Origin of the sequence: Pseudomonas sp. MPB23, from assembly GCF_046605395.1 — a bacterium.
GTDB lineage: Bacteria > Pseudomonadota > Gammaproteobacteria > Pseudomonadales > Pseudomonadaceae > Aquipseudomonas.
Genome location: NZ_CP176771.1, coordinates 5169699 through 5184460, shown reverse-complemented (window position 1 = coordinate 5184460; position 14762 = coordinate 5169699). Strand labels below are relative to the sequence as shown.

At 62.5% G+C, this 14762-nt stretch carries 12 protein-coding genes; 9 read left to right on the top strand and 3 right to left on the bottom strand.

Translation table 11 applies throughout. The annotated features are described in order from the left end of the window. Positions 1–180 precede the first annotated feature (180 nt). The 4 genes from ACLH0J_RS23310 to ACLH0J_RS23295 all read left to right on the top strand — a co-directional run bounded on the left by ACLH0J_RS23310 (position 181) and on the right by ACLH0J_RS23295 (position 4773). Positions 181–798, top strand: coding sequence for a LysE family transporter (locus tag ACLH0J_RS23310; RefSeq protein WP_411389225.1), 618 nt, complete (start codon positions 181–183; stop codon positions 796–798). Between the two features lie 114 nt (positions 799–912). Then, positions 913–2175, top strand: a complete 1263-nt coding sequence (locus ACLH0J_RS23305; protein WP_411389224.1) for a serine hydrolase domain-containing protein — start codon at positions 913–915, stop codon at positions 2173–2175. A 117-nt stretch (positions 2176–2292) separates the two neighbouring features. Further along, positions 2293–3630 carry an alginate export family protein gene (locus ACLH0J_RS23300; protein ID WP_411389223.1) on the top strand — a complete coding sequence of 446 codons (1338 nt, stop codon included), beginning with the start codon at positions 2293–2295 and terminating at the stop codon, positions 3628–3630. Positions 3631–3669: 39 nt separating this feature from the next. Next, positions 3670–4773, top strand: coding sequence for a polyamine ABC transporter substrate-binding protein (locus ACLH0J_RS23295; RefSeq protein WP_411389222.1), 1104 nt, complete (start codon positions 3670–3672; stop codon positions 4771–4773). A gap of 82 nt (positions 4774–4855) precedes the next feature. On the opposite strand, the gene ACLH0J_RS23290 is transcribed toward ACLH0J_RS23295, so the two are convergent. Together ACLH0J_RS23290 and mhpT are read right to left on the bottom strand one after the other, a co-directional pair. Then, positions 4856–5467, bottom strand: coding sequence for a TetR/AcrR family transcriptional regulator (locus ACLH0J_RS23290; protein ID WP_411389221.1), 612 nt, complete (start codon positions 5465–5467; stop codon positions 4856–4858). 152 nt (positions 5468–5619) lie between these two features. Beyond that, positions 5620–6849, bottom strand: a complete 1230-nt coding sequence (gene mhpT / locus ACLH0J_RS23285; RefSeq protein ID WP_411389220.1) for a 3-(3-hydroxy-phenyl)propionate transporter MhpT — start codon at positions 6847–6849, stop codon at positions 5620–5622. 309 nt (positions 6850–7158) lie between these two features. Between mhpT and ACLH0J_RS23280 the strand changes: the two genes are divergently transcribed. Next, positions 7159–8475, top strand: a complete 1317-nt coding sequence (locus ACLH0J_RS23280) for an OprD family porin (RefSeq protein ID WP_411389219.1) — start codon at positions 7159–7161, stop codon at positions 8473–8475. A 5-nt stretch (positions 8476–8480) separates the two neighbouring features. On the opposite strand, the gene ACLH0J_RS23275 is transcribed toward ACLH0J_RS23280, so the two are convergent. Then, positions 8481–8969, bottom strand: a complete 489-nt coding sequence (locus tag ACLH0J_RS23275) for a MarR family winged helix-turn-helix transcriptional regulator (protein ID WP_411389218.1) — start codon at positions 8967–8969, stop codon at positions 8481–8483. Between the two features lie 213 nt (positions 8970–9182). Between ACLH0J_RS23275 and ACLH0J_RS23270 the strand changes: the two genes are divergently transcribed. The 4 genes from ACLH0J_RS23270 (at position 9183) to ACLH0J_RS23255 (ending at position 14723) form a co-directional block, all read left to right on the top strand. After that, positions 9183–10013, top strand: coding sequence for a p-hydroxycinnamoyl CoA hydratase/lyase (locus ACLH0J_RS23270; RefSeq protein WP_010567568.1), 831 nt, complete (start codon positions 9183–9185; stop codon positions 10011–10013). A 77-nt stretch (positions 10014–10090) separates the two neighbouring features. Next, on the top strand, positions 10091–11539 hold the full coding sequence (locus ACLH0J_RS23265; protein ID WP_411389217.1) for an aldehyde dehydrogenase: 1449 nt from the start codon (positions 10091–10093) through the stop codon (positions 11537–11539). Between the two features lie 62 nt (positions 11540–11601). After that, positions 11602–13485 (top strand): feruloyl-CoA synthase, encoded by a 1884-nt coding sequence (locus tag ACLH0J_RS23260; protein ID WP_411389216.1) that lies wholly within the window; start codon positions 11602–11604, stop codon positions 13483–13485. Beyond that, complete coding sequence (locus ACLH0J_RS23255) at positions 13482–14723, top strand: thiolase family protein (protein WP_411389215.1); 1242 nt, start codon at positions 13482–13484, stop codon at positions 14721–14723. The genes ACLH0J_RS23260 and ACLH0J_RS23255 overlap by 4 nt, the downstream gene beginning before the upstream one ends. Positions 14724–14762: the final 39 nt, after the last annotated feature.

Here is a 14762-nt window from a genome sequence, read left to right as displayed (position 1 = left end):
GGCCCGGGCTCTGTTCAGGCGCTCGAACGGGGGGGAGCGGCATCCAATACGGTCGTAATCGCCGATCAACCGGCACGAAAAAAGGCGGGAGCTGGATGGGGGCTCAGGTGTGTCGCTAGGTATTGAGTCAAGGTTGATGATAGGTTTTGCGTCCAAACCATCCTCTGCGGGAGATAACCGATGTTTGGCGTGACCGACTATGGCGCTTTCATCATCGCATTCATCATCGTCCTGGCCATTCCCGGCCCCGGCAATTTTGCCCTGATCACGGCCACCGGCAAAGGCGGCATAAAAGCGGGTTTGGCGGCGACATGCGGGGTGATTCTGGGGGATCAGGTGCTCTTGTGGTTGGCGGTGGCGGGTGTCGCAACCCTTCTGGCGGCGTATCCGGCAGCGTTCCATGCCATTCAATGGCTGGGCGCGTCGTACCTGGCGTGGCTGGGCCTGCGGATGCTGTTCAGTAAGGTGGGCAGCGCGCCGCGCAAGAGCCGCATGGATAACGGCCATTACCTGCGCCAGACCATGATGATCACCTTGCTCAACCCCAAGGCGATCGTGTTCTACATGGCCTTTTTTCCCCTGTTTGTCGATCCGGTGAAGCATCAGGGCATCGTGACATTCGCGTTGATGGCCGCGACCGTGGCGGTGGTGACCTTTCTCTATGGTTTGATCGCGGTTCTATTGACCCACAAGCTGGCCCAGCGCATGCGGGCCAATCCGCGCATTGCCAATGTGCTCGAGCGCCTGGCCGGCGTTTGTCTGGTGGGGTTTGGCATCAAACTGGCAGCCATGCGCTGAAAGGCGCTGGGTTTAATTGTTCTCGGTAAAATATTTTATTGACTAAAATTATTTGTCGGTTAATTATTTCTGCGCATCTGCTTTCACGCAGAGTCATTTCCAGGGTTATTTCCCATGGGCCAGAAAATCACGCCATCACTGGCGAATCTTTATACCGACAGCCTCCAATCGTCATCCCAGCCTCGCGTGGCGCCTTTACTGATGCAGGGCTTCCCGGCGGAGGCTAAACACCGGGTTACGTGGAACAACTGGATGCGCTCACCCTTCAGCCAATGGGGGTTTCGTAATCTGGGGCGACTGCGTCCTACCATCGATGTGCAGGCGGGCGCCGGGCCTGTCGGTCCTCTCAAGACTGCCCCGCTCGCATTGGACACGTTGCAGTTCGACAGTGAGTGCGGCGTGAGCGTCAGCGTCATTGATCATCTGCGGGCCAGTCAGACCGACGGCTTTGTGGTGATGCAGGGCGACACCGTGTTGTTCGAGCGCTACTTCAACGGTCAACGTGCGTGTGACCGGCACATCATGTTCTCGGTGACCAAATCTCTGATTGGCACGCTGGGCGAGCAACTGGTTACCCACGGCGTGCTCCGGCCCGAATTGCCGGCAGCGCACTACGTGCCTGAGCTGGCGGGCAGTGCATTCGGGGATGCGACGGTGCGCCAGTTGTTCGATATGGCGGTCGGCGTCGACTACAGCGAGGTCTATGACGATCCCGATTCAGAGAGTTCGCAGTACGGTTATGCCTGCGGCTTTCAACCGGCACCGGCGCACTACGCCTCGTTCGAGTCGTTGTACCAATACCTGCCGTCCCTCAAGAAACGCGGTAGCCATGGTGGGTTTTTCCACTACGTGACGGCGACCACCGAAGCCTTGGCGTGGGTCATGGAGCGTGCCTCGGGCAAGGCCTGCAGTCAGTTGTTGCAGGACGTCTGGGAGCGATTGGGGTGTGAGCGCGACGGCTATTTCATGGCTGATCCCTGGGGGCGTAACGTCGCCGGGGCGGGCTTCAGTGCCACGTTAAGAGACATGGCGCGTTTCGGCGGCCTGCTGGCCAATGAGGGGCGTCATGAAGGGCGTGAGCTGTTGTCGCCCGAGACCGTGGCGCGCATTGCCGCCGGGGCCGATCCGGCGATCTACGCCAAAAATACCGAGTTCTCCCGTTGGACACCGGGTGCTTCCTATCGAAGCCAGTGGTACGTGTTCAACGATCACAGCCAAGCGCTGATGGCCGGCGGTATCCACGGCCAATACCTGTTCATCGACAAGCCCTCCGGCGTGGTGATCGTCAAGCAATCGTCCCTGACCGATGCGGTCGGGCCGTTCGATGCCGACAGCGTGCGCATGCTGCGCGCGATCACCGCCCACCTGAGTCGCTGACACACACCCAAAAAACAACAATCTTGCGTTTTGTTCGCCTGGCTAGACCAGGCGTTGGCGGCGCTTTGCGTCGCTATTGACTGCCCTGTAACAACAATAATCACACAGGAGCTTCTTATGATTTTCAGCAAGCGTTTCTCTCGGGTGCTCTTGGCGCTCGGTTTACCCCTGACCACTCACGTCGCGTTGGCGGGCTACACCTTCGAGGATGGCGACCTCAAGGGCGAAGTCAACCTCACGGCAGGGGGGGCGACGCTATCAACCCGTGGCGTCAACTTCGGTAGTGGACGTGTCGATGCCCGCAACGGTAAAAACGGCGGTGCCGAGATCAACTGGCAAGAGTTCTACGTAAAACCAGGGGTCAAACTCGACTATGCGTTGCAACCCGATTTCAGCCTGCTGGCGGGCGGTTCCCTGGTGGCGGCAAGCACTTTCGGCGATGGCGATGCTGGCGGCTTCACCCGCAGTTCCGACGGCAAGGTGGCGGCGGAAGAACTCTACGGCGGGTTTCGCGCCGGTGAGTGGACGTTCACGGCCGGCCGCCAGAACTACATGATTGGCACGGGCTTCATCGTCATGGACGGCAACCTCGACCAGCTCAAGGATGGCGCCTACTGGCTGGGCCCTCGAACCGCCTTTAAGGATTCGGCGGTTCTGGCCTGGAGTCATGGGGCGGTGAAGTCGCAGGCATTCACCTTGCGCACCGATGACGATCTGGGGGATTTCCGCATGACGGGCGTCAACCTGGATTACAACGTCGACGATCAGCTGACACTGGGTGCCATGGCCATGAAGGTCAATGCCCTGGGGCCCAAAGGCAGTACACTGCCGCGTCGGCGCGACGGGATGCTGGTGTACAACCTGAGGGCGCTCAATGCCAAGCCGCCCGGCATAGAGGCACTGACGCTGAATGCCGAGTACGCGCTGGAGCGAGGCAGCGGCGAAGGGGTCGATTACGACGCCAACGCCTGGTATGGCCAGGCGGACTATGCCTTCAGCACATTGCCGCTGACGCCCGTCGTGGGTTATCGCTACGCGAGCTTTTCCGGTGACAGCAACCTGGCCGATAACCGGCAAAAAGCCTGGGACCCGCTGAGCAAAGGCTTCGTTGACTGGAGCACATGGCTTGTGGGCGATGTGGTCGGCAACTACCTGCTGTTCAACAGCAACGAAAATGTCCAGCAGTTCTCACTCAAGACCCACCTCAATCAGACCCTGACCCTCGGCGCGATTCACTATCAGTTCTGGCTGGATGAGAAAAACTACATGGGCGCGGCGGTCAGCGATCGACGTTTTGCCGACGAGAGCGTGGTCTTCCTCGACTGGACGCCGACCCCGTCTTTCTATACGTCGCTGTCCTATAACTGGGTCAAGCCATTGGCCGCCGCCAAACAAGTATTCGGTGATGACCGTACGTTCAGCGCGCTGGAACTGTACTTCACCTATCGCTATTAAGTGCTGCGAGCCATCGCGGCCGCGCTGGAGTGTTTTCTTATGAACAGGTTTTTGCGTAACACCTTGCTGGGCACTATCGCTTCGTTGCTGATCAGTGGTTTTTGCCTGGCACAAGAAAGAACGGTACGGATCTACAACTGGATCGAATACCTGCCCCCCGAGGTGCTCAAGAGCTTCCAGGACGAAACCGGCATTCGCCCGATTTACGATGTGTTCGACAGCGCCGAAACCATGGAGTCCAAGCTGCTGACGGGGAACTCCGGGTATGACGTGGTGTTCCCGGGCACCGCCAACCTGGGGCACCTGATCACCGCCGGCGCGGTGCAGCCACTGGATCGCAAGCAACTGCCGAATTGGCAGCATCTGGACCCGCAGTTCATGCAGTCGCTGGAAGCGGTGGGTGACAGTGGCAATCGCTACGCCGCCCCGTACCTGTGGGGCACCACGCTGATCGGTTACAACGTCGATAAGGTGCGCAAAGCCCTGGGCCCCGATGTGCAGATGAATACCTGGGACATGATCTTCAAGGAAGAAAACCTCGCCAAACTCGCCAGTTGTGGGGTCGGATTTCTCGACGCCGGCAACGAGATCGTGCCCATTGCCTTGCACTACAAGGGTCTCGATCCCAACAGCCAGAAGCGTGAGGACTATCCCCAGGCCCAGGCCGTGATGATGAAGATCCGCCCGTACATCACTTACTTCAACTCGTCGCGCTATGGCATGGACCTGGCCAACGGTGATATCTGCGTGGCCGTGGGCTGGTCCGGCGGTGTCGCATTGGCCAAGCAATTGGCCGATGCCGCGGGCAAGGGCGTCAAGGTCGAGATGGCATTACCGAAGGAGGGCGCGCCGATGTGGTCGGACGTGATGATGATACCGGCCAACGCACCCGATCTCCCGGAGGCCCATGCGTTCATCAATTACATCCTGCGCCCGGACGTGATTGCCCGAATCAGCAACAAGATCGGCTACCCCAACCCGAACAAGGACGCGACCGCACTGGTGGATGCGAGTATCCGCAACAACCCCAACATGTATGTGCCGGACGAAGCGCGTAAGACCCTGTTCGCCCTGGAGCCGGTTCCGCCCGCAGTAGAACGCATCCGTACCCGGACCTGGACCACCATCAAGACCAACCGTTGAACGATATGGCCCGGTGCACGTGCGCCGGGCCTGGTGGTGATTCATGCCTATCGCTTTTACTGAGCGTCGACCCAGGGATGGGTCAGGCCTGCATGCCGTAGAACACCAACTCGGTGATTCGCTTGACCTGCGCGGAGTGCGCGTCGATGTCCGGGGTTTCCTGGTTCACCAGTCGGAATAGCTGCAGGTGGGAGTAGTCGTTCAACAGGAACGCGGCCAGCTCGACATCCAGTTGGGGTCGCAGCTTGCCGGCCCGTTGCAGCTCCCGGAGCAGCTCGCTGATTTGTGCCCTGAGCGCGTCGTTCATGGCGCGATAACCTTCGGGCAGTTCATTGTTGCCGCCGAACAGGATCAGAGGGAGCAGTTCGCGCCAAAGGCTGGGATGCATGACTTCCAGGGCATAAGCCGTGAGGAGCCGTTCCAGATGGCAGAGCGCCTCGACCGGGTCCTCGATCTCTTGGATCAGGCGGCGGGTGTCGGTGATGGCGCGTTGATCGGCGTGATGCAGGATTTCCAGAATGATTTCCTGCTTGTTGCCGAAGTACTTGAACACCGTCGGCGCCGACACGCCCGCCTGGCTGGCGATCTGTTCGATGGTGGTGTGTTGGAAACCCTGGCGCTCGAACAGTTCGATTGCCGCCTGACTGATGGCTTGCCGGCGTTCGGCTTTCTGACGTTCACGCAGTCCGCTCACGGGAGATCCTTGTCACGAGGAAGAAGAGGGCGTGTGTCGCCCATTACCCGTGCAAAATACTTAATTGGGTAAAGCTTTTAAAGCACTTATTGCCAGTCCGAGCTTTTTGCCGCCAAAGGCAACCCGCTGCCGATCAGCGGGCTGCACACGGTTCAGGCGTTGGTGCGGCTGGCCGTCCCAGCCTCGGGCCGGTTCAGTGGCGTCGTGCGCACCAGCACACTGATGATGGTCAGTGCGGCGATCACCACCCCGGGGGACGTCGCCAGCAGAACCCCCGCAGTGCCAGCGCCTGCAGCGAGCAGTTGCCCGGCCGCCAGCGGCCCGGCCACCGAGCCGAGTCGGCCGATGGCCACGGCGGCACCGACGCCGGTGGCGCGTACCGTCGTCGGGTAGGAAGGCGGTGCCGATGCATAGAGCACCAACTGCGCGGCCATGACGAACAAGCCGGCGGCGAAGCCTGCGATGGCCATGGGCACGATGCCCGCCGACAGCCCGACACCGGCCAGCGCGGACAGCAAGCCGGCGTACACGAACAGCACCACTTTGAGCGCGTTGCAACGGTCCAGCAGTACACCGCCGAGCAGCGAGCCCAGGGCGCCGCCAATGTTGAACAGCATCTGCACCATGCCCGCCTGGGGCTTGCTGAAACCCTGTCCCACCAACAGTGAAGGCAGCCAGTTGAGCAGCATGTACATCACGGTCAGGGTAAAGAAGTAGCTGAGCCACAAGGCCAGTGTGGTGCGTGCGCGACCTTCGCCGAACAGCGCCTGGCGCGTGGAGGGGCGGGCGCCGGGCGTGCGTTCGAGCTGTTGGCGAAAGGCGTTGGATTCAGGCAGCAGCAGGATCATCAACGGCACGGCCAGCAACGGCGCCAGGCCGCCGATGATAAAGGTGGTCTGCCAGTGCTCGCTGGAAAACATCGCCACCACCGCAGCCAAGGCGCCACCCAGCGGCACGCCGCAATACATCACGCTGATGGCGGTGCCACGGCTGCGTTCGCTGACCGCTTCGGCGCACAGGGCGATCAGGTTGGGCAGCGCGGCGCCCAGTCCCAGGCCGGTCAGAAAGCGCACCAGCAGCAGGCTCGAGTAGCTTTCGACAAACGCGGTGCTCAGGGAGAACAGCCCGAACAGCAGCACGGCGATCACCAGGATCTTCTTGCGTCCGATGCGGTCAGCGACCCAGCCCCCGAAGAACGCTCCCGGCAGCAGGCCAATGATCCCGACGCTGAATACCCAGCCGAGCATCTTCGGGTCCAGGGCAAAACTCTGACGCAACCCCGCGGCGGCGGTGCCGGCGGCCTGCAGATCGAACCCCTCGATCAGCGCAACGATAAAACACAACGCAATAGTCAGCGTCGAACGACGCGATGGACTGTCCATGGGCAAACCTCATTGTTGTTTTTGTTGTGGTGGCGAGCCTGACCGGCCGCTGGCAATTAAGATAACAAATATAACTATAAAAAGAAGGGTGCCGAATTTCCGCGAAAAAACACGATAAGAGCCTTCTAGATCAATGGTTATAGATTCTCGTCAGTAGACAATCTGAAAATAGATATGTTTATTAATGTTCGATTATCGGTCATTTACAGTTGACGAGTGCCGTCAGCTGTTTCCATTCTCTGTTCGCCAGGCCGATTGGGCCGAGCGCGTGTCACCCCCAAAAACAACAACAAAAAATGGACATCGAACATGCAAAAACTTCCCACGGGCGCCGTCGCGGCGACCTGCTGTGCGTCGAACAGCACCCCACGCCTGATCAGTGCGTTGCTGATGTTGAGTGTGCTGCCCACCCCACTATGGGCGGCCGGCTTTATCGACGACAGCCACGGCACCTTGACCCTGCGCAATTACTACCTGGACCGGGACTACAAGGACGACGGTGCGAAGACCGCCGCGCGGGAATGGGCCCAGGCGTTCATCCTCAACCTGGAATCGGGATACACCCCAGGCCCGGTAGGTTTTGGCCTGGATGTGCGCGGGTTGATGGGGGTCAAGCTCGACTCGTCGCCGGACCGCAGCGGCACCGAGTTGTTGCCGGTATCGGCCAGCGACAAGCGGGCCGCCGATGAATACTCACGCCTGGCGCCCACCGCCAAGTTGCGATTTGCACAGACCACGGTGAAAACCGGTGACGTGTCGATCTTCCTGCCGTTCGCCTTTGCCAGCCCGTCGCGCCTGCTGCCGCAGACCTTTCGCGGCACCACCCTGAGCTCCAAGGACATCGACGGCCTGACGCTCAACACCGGCTATATCGACCGCATCAACAAGCGCGATTCCACCGACTATCAGGCCATGACCGTCGCCTCGCCCAACCGGCGTTTCAACTCAACCGCCACCACCTCGCACCTGGCTTACGTGGGCGGCGATTACCAGGTCAACAAAGACCTCAGCCTGCGCGCCTACCACTCCCAGGTGGCAGACCTCTACCAACAGGACACCCTGGCGTTGCTGCACAATCTGCCGGTGGGCGATGGCGTGCTCACCAGCGACCTGCGCAGTTTCTTCAGTCGCGAGGACGGCAGTGCCAAGGCCGGCAACGTGGATAACCGCAACCTCTCGGCGCTGTTCGGCTATCGCCTGGGCGGTCACAAACTCAGCCTGGGTTACATGCACTCCAGCGGGGACACGGCCACGCCCTATATCTCCGGGACGGAGCTGATGGGCATGAGCGAACTGACCATGAGTTCGGACTTTCTCAACGCCAAGGAGCGCACCTGGCAGGCGATCTACGACTACGACTTCGCCGCCTCGGGCGTGCCGGGCCTGAAGGGCCGGCTGCGTTATGTGCGGGGCGACAACATCGAGCTGGCGGCTTTCAATGCCGAGGATCGCAAGGAGCGCGAGTTCCAGATGGAGCTGGGCTACGTGATCCAGAGCGGCCCGCTGAAGAACGTCGGGTTGATGGCGCGCAAGTCGATCTATCGCAATGACTTCCCGAGCGGCGCGGCGTTTCGCGATGAAAACCAGACCCGTTTCCTGGTGCTCTACACCGTGGCGCTCTGGTAACCCCGTCAGTCCTGATAGACCTTCTTGAGCAAGCGCAGCAGCTCTGCACGTTCCTCACCGTCCAGGGCTGCGGTGGCGTCAAGGTCACTCTGGGCGGCGATCTCTTTAAGCGTCTTGAGCAGGGTTTCGCCGGGCTTGCTGAGGAAGATCCCGTAGGAGCGCTTGTCCGGCTTGCAGCGCACGCGTACGGCGAGTGCGCGGCTTTCCAGTTTGTTCAGCAGGGGCACTACCTGGGGCGGCTCGATGGCCAGGGCGCGGGCCAGGTCGGCCTGCATCAGCCCGGGGTTCTGTTCGATGATCGCCAGGGCCGAGAACTGCGCCGGGCGCAAGTCGTGCTCGGACAGCCGGCCGATCAGGTTCTGGAACAGCTTGAGCTGGGCGCGACGCATGGCATAACCGATCAGGTCGTCCAGGGCCGAATCCAGCGGCGCAGGCCCTTCGGGGGTGTCGGGCAGGGCCAGGTTGGCGTCGGCGATAGTGGAAGGCTTGGCCATTAGCAGTGCAATCCTCAGAAGGTGGAGGTTAAGAAAGCTATCTAGTTTGCCGAGGTTGGCGCGCCATGGCTATGCCGGCTTTTCATAACGCCCCAGCAGCTTAGGGTTTACACGGGGAAAATATTGGTTATGCAGATTAATAGTTAATTGACATAACTATATTTGCGGTTTAATTTCGACTCATCTTCCAACCAAGAACAAGAGCGTACCGTCATGAGCAATTACGAAGGCCGTTGGACCACTGTCAAGGTAGAGATCGAGGAAGGCATTGCCTGGGTCATTCTCAATCGCCCGGAAAAACGCAACGCCATGAGCCCGACCCTGAACCGGGAAATGATCGACGTCCTGGAAACCCTGGAGCAGGACCCCGCCGCCGGCGTGCTGGTGCTGACCGGTGCCGGCGAAGCCTGGACCGCCGGCATGGACCTCAAGGAATACTTTCGTGAAGTGGATGCCGGCCCGGAAATCCTTCAGGAAAAAATCCGCCGCGAAGCCTCGCAATGGCAATGGAAACTGCTGCGCATGTACGCCAAGCCCACCATCGCCATGGTCAATGGCTGGTGCTTCGGCGGCGGCTTCAGCCCATTGGTGGCGTGCGACCTGGCGATCTGTGCCGACGAAGCCACCTTCGGCCTGTCGGAAATCAACTGGGGCATCCCGCCGGGCAACCTGGTGAGCAAGGCCATGGCCGACACCGTGGGACATCGCCAATCGCTGTACTACATCATGACCGGCAAGACCTTTGGCGGGCAGAAAGCCGCCGAAATGGGCCTGGTCAACGAAAGCGTGCCGTTGGCGCAACTGCGTGAAGTGACCATCGAACTGGCGCGCAACCTGCTGGAAAAAAACCCGGTGGTGCTGCGGGCCGCCAAGCATGGCTTCAAGCGTTGCCGCGAGCTGACCTGGGAGCAGAACGAGGATTACCTCTACGCCAAGCTCGACCAGTCACGCTTGCTCGACACCGAAGGCGGTCGCGAGCAGGGCATGAAGCAGTTCCTCGACGACAAGAGCATCAAGCCTGGCCTGCAGGCGTATAAACGCTGAAGTGTGCGGCCTGCGGGCCGCACTGCTGTGACCCTGCTTGAACGTGTTCCCGATAAAGACAATAAAGAGGAATCACCATGCTGGACGTGCCCCTGTTGATTGGCGGCCAGTCGTGCCCCGCCCGCGACGGTCGAACCTTCGAACGCCGCAACCCGGTGACCGGTGACGTGGTTTCGCGGGTTGCCGCCGCGACCCTGGAAGATGCCGACGCCGCCGTGGCTGCCGCCCAGGCCGCGTTTCCCGCCTGGGCCGCGCTGGCGCCCAACGAACGCCGCACTCGTTTGCTCAACGCCGCCGAGCAATTGCAGGCGCGCAGTGATGAGTTCATCGCCGCCGCCGGCGAAACCGGCGCCATGGCCAACTGGTATGGCTTCAACGTGCGCCTGGCGGCCAACATACTGCGCGAAGCGGCCTCGATGACCACCCAGATCACCGGTGAAGTGATCCCCTCCGATGTGCCGGGCAGTTTTGCCATGGCCCTGCGTCAGCCGTGCGGCGTGGTGCTGGGGATCGCGCCTTGGAATGCCCCGGTCATCCTCGCCACGCGCGCCATCGCCATGCCGTTGGCCTGCGGTAACACCGTGGTGCTCAAGGCCTCTGAACTGAGCCCGGCGGTGCATCGCCTGATCGGCCAAGTCCTGCAGGATGCCGGCCTGGGCGATGGGGTGGTCAATGTCATCAGCAATGCGCCGGAAGATGCCGCGGCGATTGTCGCGCGGCTGATCGCCAACCCAGCCGTGCGTCGGGTCAACTTCACCGGTTCGACCCATGTCGGGCGGATCGTCGGCGAACTCTCGGCGCGCCACCTCAAGCCGGCCTTGCTGGAGCTGGGCGGCAAGGCGCCGCTGCTGGTGCTCGACGACGCCGACCTGGACGCAGCGGTGGCAGCGGCTGCGTTTGGTGCCTACTTCAACCAGGGGCAGATCTGCATGTCGACTGAGCGCTTGATCGTCGACACGAAGGTCGCCGATGCGTTTATCGCCAAGCTCACCGCCAAGCTCGCGACCCTGCGCGCGGGCGACCCCGCGGCGGCGGATTCGGTACTCGGCTCCCTGGTGGACGCCAGCGCCGGCACGCGCATCAAGACGCTGATCGACGATGCCCTGGCCAAGGGCGCGCGCCTGGTGGCGGGTGGGCAACTGGAGGGCAGCATCCTGCAGCCGACCCTGATCGATGGCGTCACCGAAGACATGCGCTTGTACCGCGAAGAATCCTTCGGCCCGGTGGCGGTGTTGCTGCGCGGTGACGGTGATGAAGCGCTGCTGCGCCTGGCCAACGACTCCGAGTTCGGCCTGTCGGCGGCGATCTTCAGCCGTGACACCGGGCGCGCGCTGGCCCTGGCGCAACGGGTGGAATCGGGCATTTGCCATATCAACGGCCCGACCGTGCATGACGAGGCGCAGATGCCCTTCGGCGGGGTCAAGTCCAGCGGCTACGGCAGTTTTGGCGGCAAGGCCTCCATCGAGCACTTCACGCAATTGCGCTGGGTGACCTTGCAGAACGGGCCACGGCACTACCCGATCTGAGCCTGTGCCGCGACATAACAATAACAAGGCGGCGTTGATCCGCCTTGATGGAGGACACCCTTGTGAGTTCCGAATGCAGACCGCAACCCCAGTCCGAGCAACACCCGCCGCGATACCGAGCGGTGTCCATCGGCCATGCGCCGGTCGAGGTGACTGAAGAGCAGGGCGTGCTGCATATGCGCTCCCTGGAACCCCTGGCCGAGTTGCCGACGCGCTTGCTCGACCGGCTGGTGCACTGGGCCCAGGTGCGGCCCGAGCAGACGTTTATCGCCACACGCCAGTCTGGTGGCGATTGGCGCCGCGTCAGTTACCGTGAAATGCTCGCCAGCGTGTGCGCGATTGCCCAGGGCCTGCTGAGCTATGGGCTGTCGGCGGATAAGCCGCTGGTCTTGCTGTCGGGCAACGACATCGAGCATCTGCAGGTGGCGCTCGGCGCGATGTACGCCGGCATTCCCTACTGCCCGGTGTCGCCGGCCTACTCATTGCTGTCCCAGGATTTCGCCAAGCTGCGGCATGTCTGCGACCTGCTGCAACCGGGGCTGGTGTTCGTCAGCGATGCGGCGGCCTACCAGCGTGCGATCGACGCGGTATTGCCCGCCGAGACGCCGCTGATCAGCGTGCGCGGCCACGTGCCGGGGCGCGTCCAGGCCAGCTTCGCCAGCCTGCTGCAAACCCCCGCTGGCAGTGCTGCCGAGCAGGCCTTCAAGGCCACCGGCCCGGACAGCATTGCCAAGTTTTTGTTCACCTCGGGCTCGACCCAACTGCCCAAGGCGGTGATCACCACCCAGCGCATGCTCTGCGCCAACCAGCAAATGCTGTTGCAGACCTTTCCGGTGTTCGGCGAGGAGCCGCCGGTGCTGGTGGACTGGCTGCCGTGGAACCACACGTTCGGCGGCAGCCACAATGTCGGCATCGTGCTTTACAACGGCGGCACCTTTTACCTCGACGAGGGCAAACCCACGGCCCAGGGCTTTGCCGAGACCCTGCGTAACCTCAAGGAGGTGTCGCCCACGGCCTATCTGACGGTGCCCAAGGGCTGGGAAGAATTGGTCGGCGCCCTGGAGCAGGACGCCGAACTGCGCGAGCGTTTTTTTGCGCGAATGAAACTGTTCTTCTTCGCCGCCGCCGGCCTGTCCCAAAGTGTCTGGGATCGTCTTGACCGCGTGGCCGAACGGCACTGCGGCGAACGCATCCGCATGATGGCCGGGCTGGGCATGACCGAAGCCGCACCGTCCTGCACCTTCACCACCGGGCCGCTGTCCATGGCCGGTTATATCGGTTTGCCCGCGCCGGGCTGCGAGGTGCGCCTGGTGCCGGTGGACGGCAAGCTCGAAGGCCGCTTTCGCGGGCCGCACATCATGCCGGGCTACTGGCGCGCCCCTGAGCAAACCGCCAAGGTTTTCGATCCCCAGGGTTTTTATTGCTCGGGGGATGCGATCAAGCTGGCCGACCCGAATCGGCCGCAACTGGGGCTGATGTTCGACGGGCGCATTGCCGAGGATTTCAAGCTGTCCTCCGGGGTGTTTGTCAGCGTCGGTCCATTGCGCAATCGCGCGGTGCTCGAAGGTTCACCCTATGTGCAGGACCTGGTGATTGCCGCGCCGGACCGCGAATGCCTGGGCGCGCTGGTGTTCCCCAGACTCTACGAGTGCCGCCGACTGGCGGGCCTGAACGCCAACGCCAGCGACGCCGACGTGTTGGCCAGCGCGCCGGTGCGCCACTGGTTTGCAGACTGGTTGCAGCGCCTCAATCGCGAGGCCACCGGCAATGCCAGTCGCCTGGAGTGGATTGCGTTGCTCGACGAGCCTGCGTCCATCGACCGGGGGGAAATCACCGATAAGGGCTCGATCAATCAGCGTGCAGTGCTGCAATGGCGCGCGGCCAAGGTCGAGGCGTTGTATCGCGGTGAGGACGCCTCGATCCTGCGTGGCGGGTCCCGGCCTTGAAGCGCATCGGTCAATACTCGGCGTTCGCCGACGTGGTGATTTTCGAGGCGGCGCGCACACCGTGGGTCGACCTCGGCGGGGCACTGTCCCAGGTTTCCCCCATCGACCTGGGGATCAAGGTCGGTCGTGAAGTGCTGGGCCGCGCGGGCATCGACCCGCTGGCGGTGGACAGCGTACTGGCCGGCTCCATGGCCCAGGCCAGCTTCGATGCGTACTTGCTGCCACGGCATATCGGCTTGTACAGCGGTGTGGCGCAATCGGTCCCGGCGCTGGGGGTACAGCGCATCTGTGCCACCGGTTTCGAGCTGTTGCGCCAGGGAGCCGAACAGCTGCGCGACGAGGCGCAACTGGTGTTGTGCGTGGCCAGTGAGTCGATGTCGCGCAACCCGATTGCGGCCTACACCCATCGGGATGGTTTTCGTCTCGGCGGCGCGGTGCAATTCAAGGATTTTCTCTGGGAAGCGCTGTACGACCCGGCGCCGGGCCTGGACATGATCGCCACCGCCGACAACCTGGCGCGTCGCTATGGCCTGAGCCGCGACGCCGTGGACCGCTACGCCTGCGACAGTCATCAGCGCGCCTTGCAGGCGCAGCGTGACGGCGCCTGGGTTGACGAGATCGTCACGGTCGACAACGAGGTGTTCGCGCTCGATGGGTATCAGCCAAGGGGCATCAGCCTGGCACGCCGGGCCTCTGCCGTCAGCGAAGACAGCCACCCGCGTTCCACCACCCTTGCCGCCTTGGCGCGCTTGCGCGCCGTGCACCCAGACGGCGTGCAAACCGCCGGCAACAGTTGCGCGGTGGTCGATGGCGCGGCGGCGGCGCTGGTGGGGCGTGCCTCGGCCTGCACGCGGCCGGCCCTGGCCCGGCTGCTGGCCAGCGCGGTGGTCGGCGTGGCCCCCGAGTTCATGGGCATCGGCCCGGCGCCGGCGATCCGCCTGCTGCTGCAACGCAGCGGGTTGAACCTGAGCGACATCGGCCGCGTCGAGATCAACGAAGCCCAGGCCGCCCAGGTGCTGGCGGTGGTCCAGGAACTGGAACTGGACAGCACCCGGCTCAACGTCCAGGGCGGTTCCCTCGGACTGGGGCATCCACTGGCCGCCACCGGCCTGCGCCTGGTCATGACCCTGGCCCGGCAATTGCGCGAGTACAACCTGCGCTACGGGATTGCCGCTGCGTGTGTCGGCGGCGGGCAGGGCATGGCGCTGTTGATCGAGAACCCGGCGTATCGCGCCTGAGTTGCTCAGCGGCACTCCTTTTTCTGATTCGATGAGGTT

What these genes read in the sequence shown, in the direction of transcription:
- ACLH0J_RS23300 (WP_411389223.1), top strand. Translation starts at nt 2,293, where the DNA reads ATGATTTTCAGCAAGCGTTTCTCTCGGGTGCTCTTGGCGCTCGGTTTA.
- ACLH0J_RS23280 (WP_411389219.1), top strand. Translation starts at nt 7,159, where the DNA reads ATGCAAAAACTTCCCACGGGCGCCGTCGCGGCGACCTGCTGTGCGTCG.
- ACLH0J_RS23305 (WP_411389224.1), top strand. Translation starts at nt 913, where the DNA reads ATGGGCCAGAAAATCACGCCATCACTGGCGAATCTTTATACCGACAGC.
- ACLH0J_RS23275 (WP_411389218.1), bottom strand. Translation starts at nt 8,969, where the DNA reads ATGGCCAAGCCTTCCACTATCGCCGACGCCAACCTGGCCCTGCCCGAC.
- ACLH0J_RS23265 (WP_411389217.1), top strand. Translation starts at nt 10,091, where the DNA reads ATGCTGGACGTGCCCCTGTTGATTGGCGGCCAGTCGTGCCCCGCCCGC.
- mhpT (WP_411389220.1), bottom strand. Translation starts at nt 6,849, where the DNA reads ATGGACAGTCCATCGCGTCGTTCGACGCTGACTATTGCGTTGTGTTTT.
- ACLH0J_RS23295 (WP_411389222.1), top strand. Translation starts at nt 3,670, where the DNA reads ATGAACAGGTTTTTGCGTAACACCTTGCTGGGCACTATCGCTTCGTTG.
- ACLH0J_RS23310 (WP_411389225.1), top strand. Translation starts at nt 181, where the DNA reads ATGTTTGGCGTGACCGACTATGGCGCTTTCATCATCGCATTCATCATC.
- ACLH0J_RS23270 (WP_010567568.1), top strand. Translation starts at nt 9,183, where the DNA reads ATGAGCAATTACGAAGGCCGTTGGACCACTGTCAAGGTAGAGATCGAG.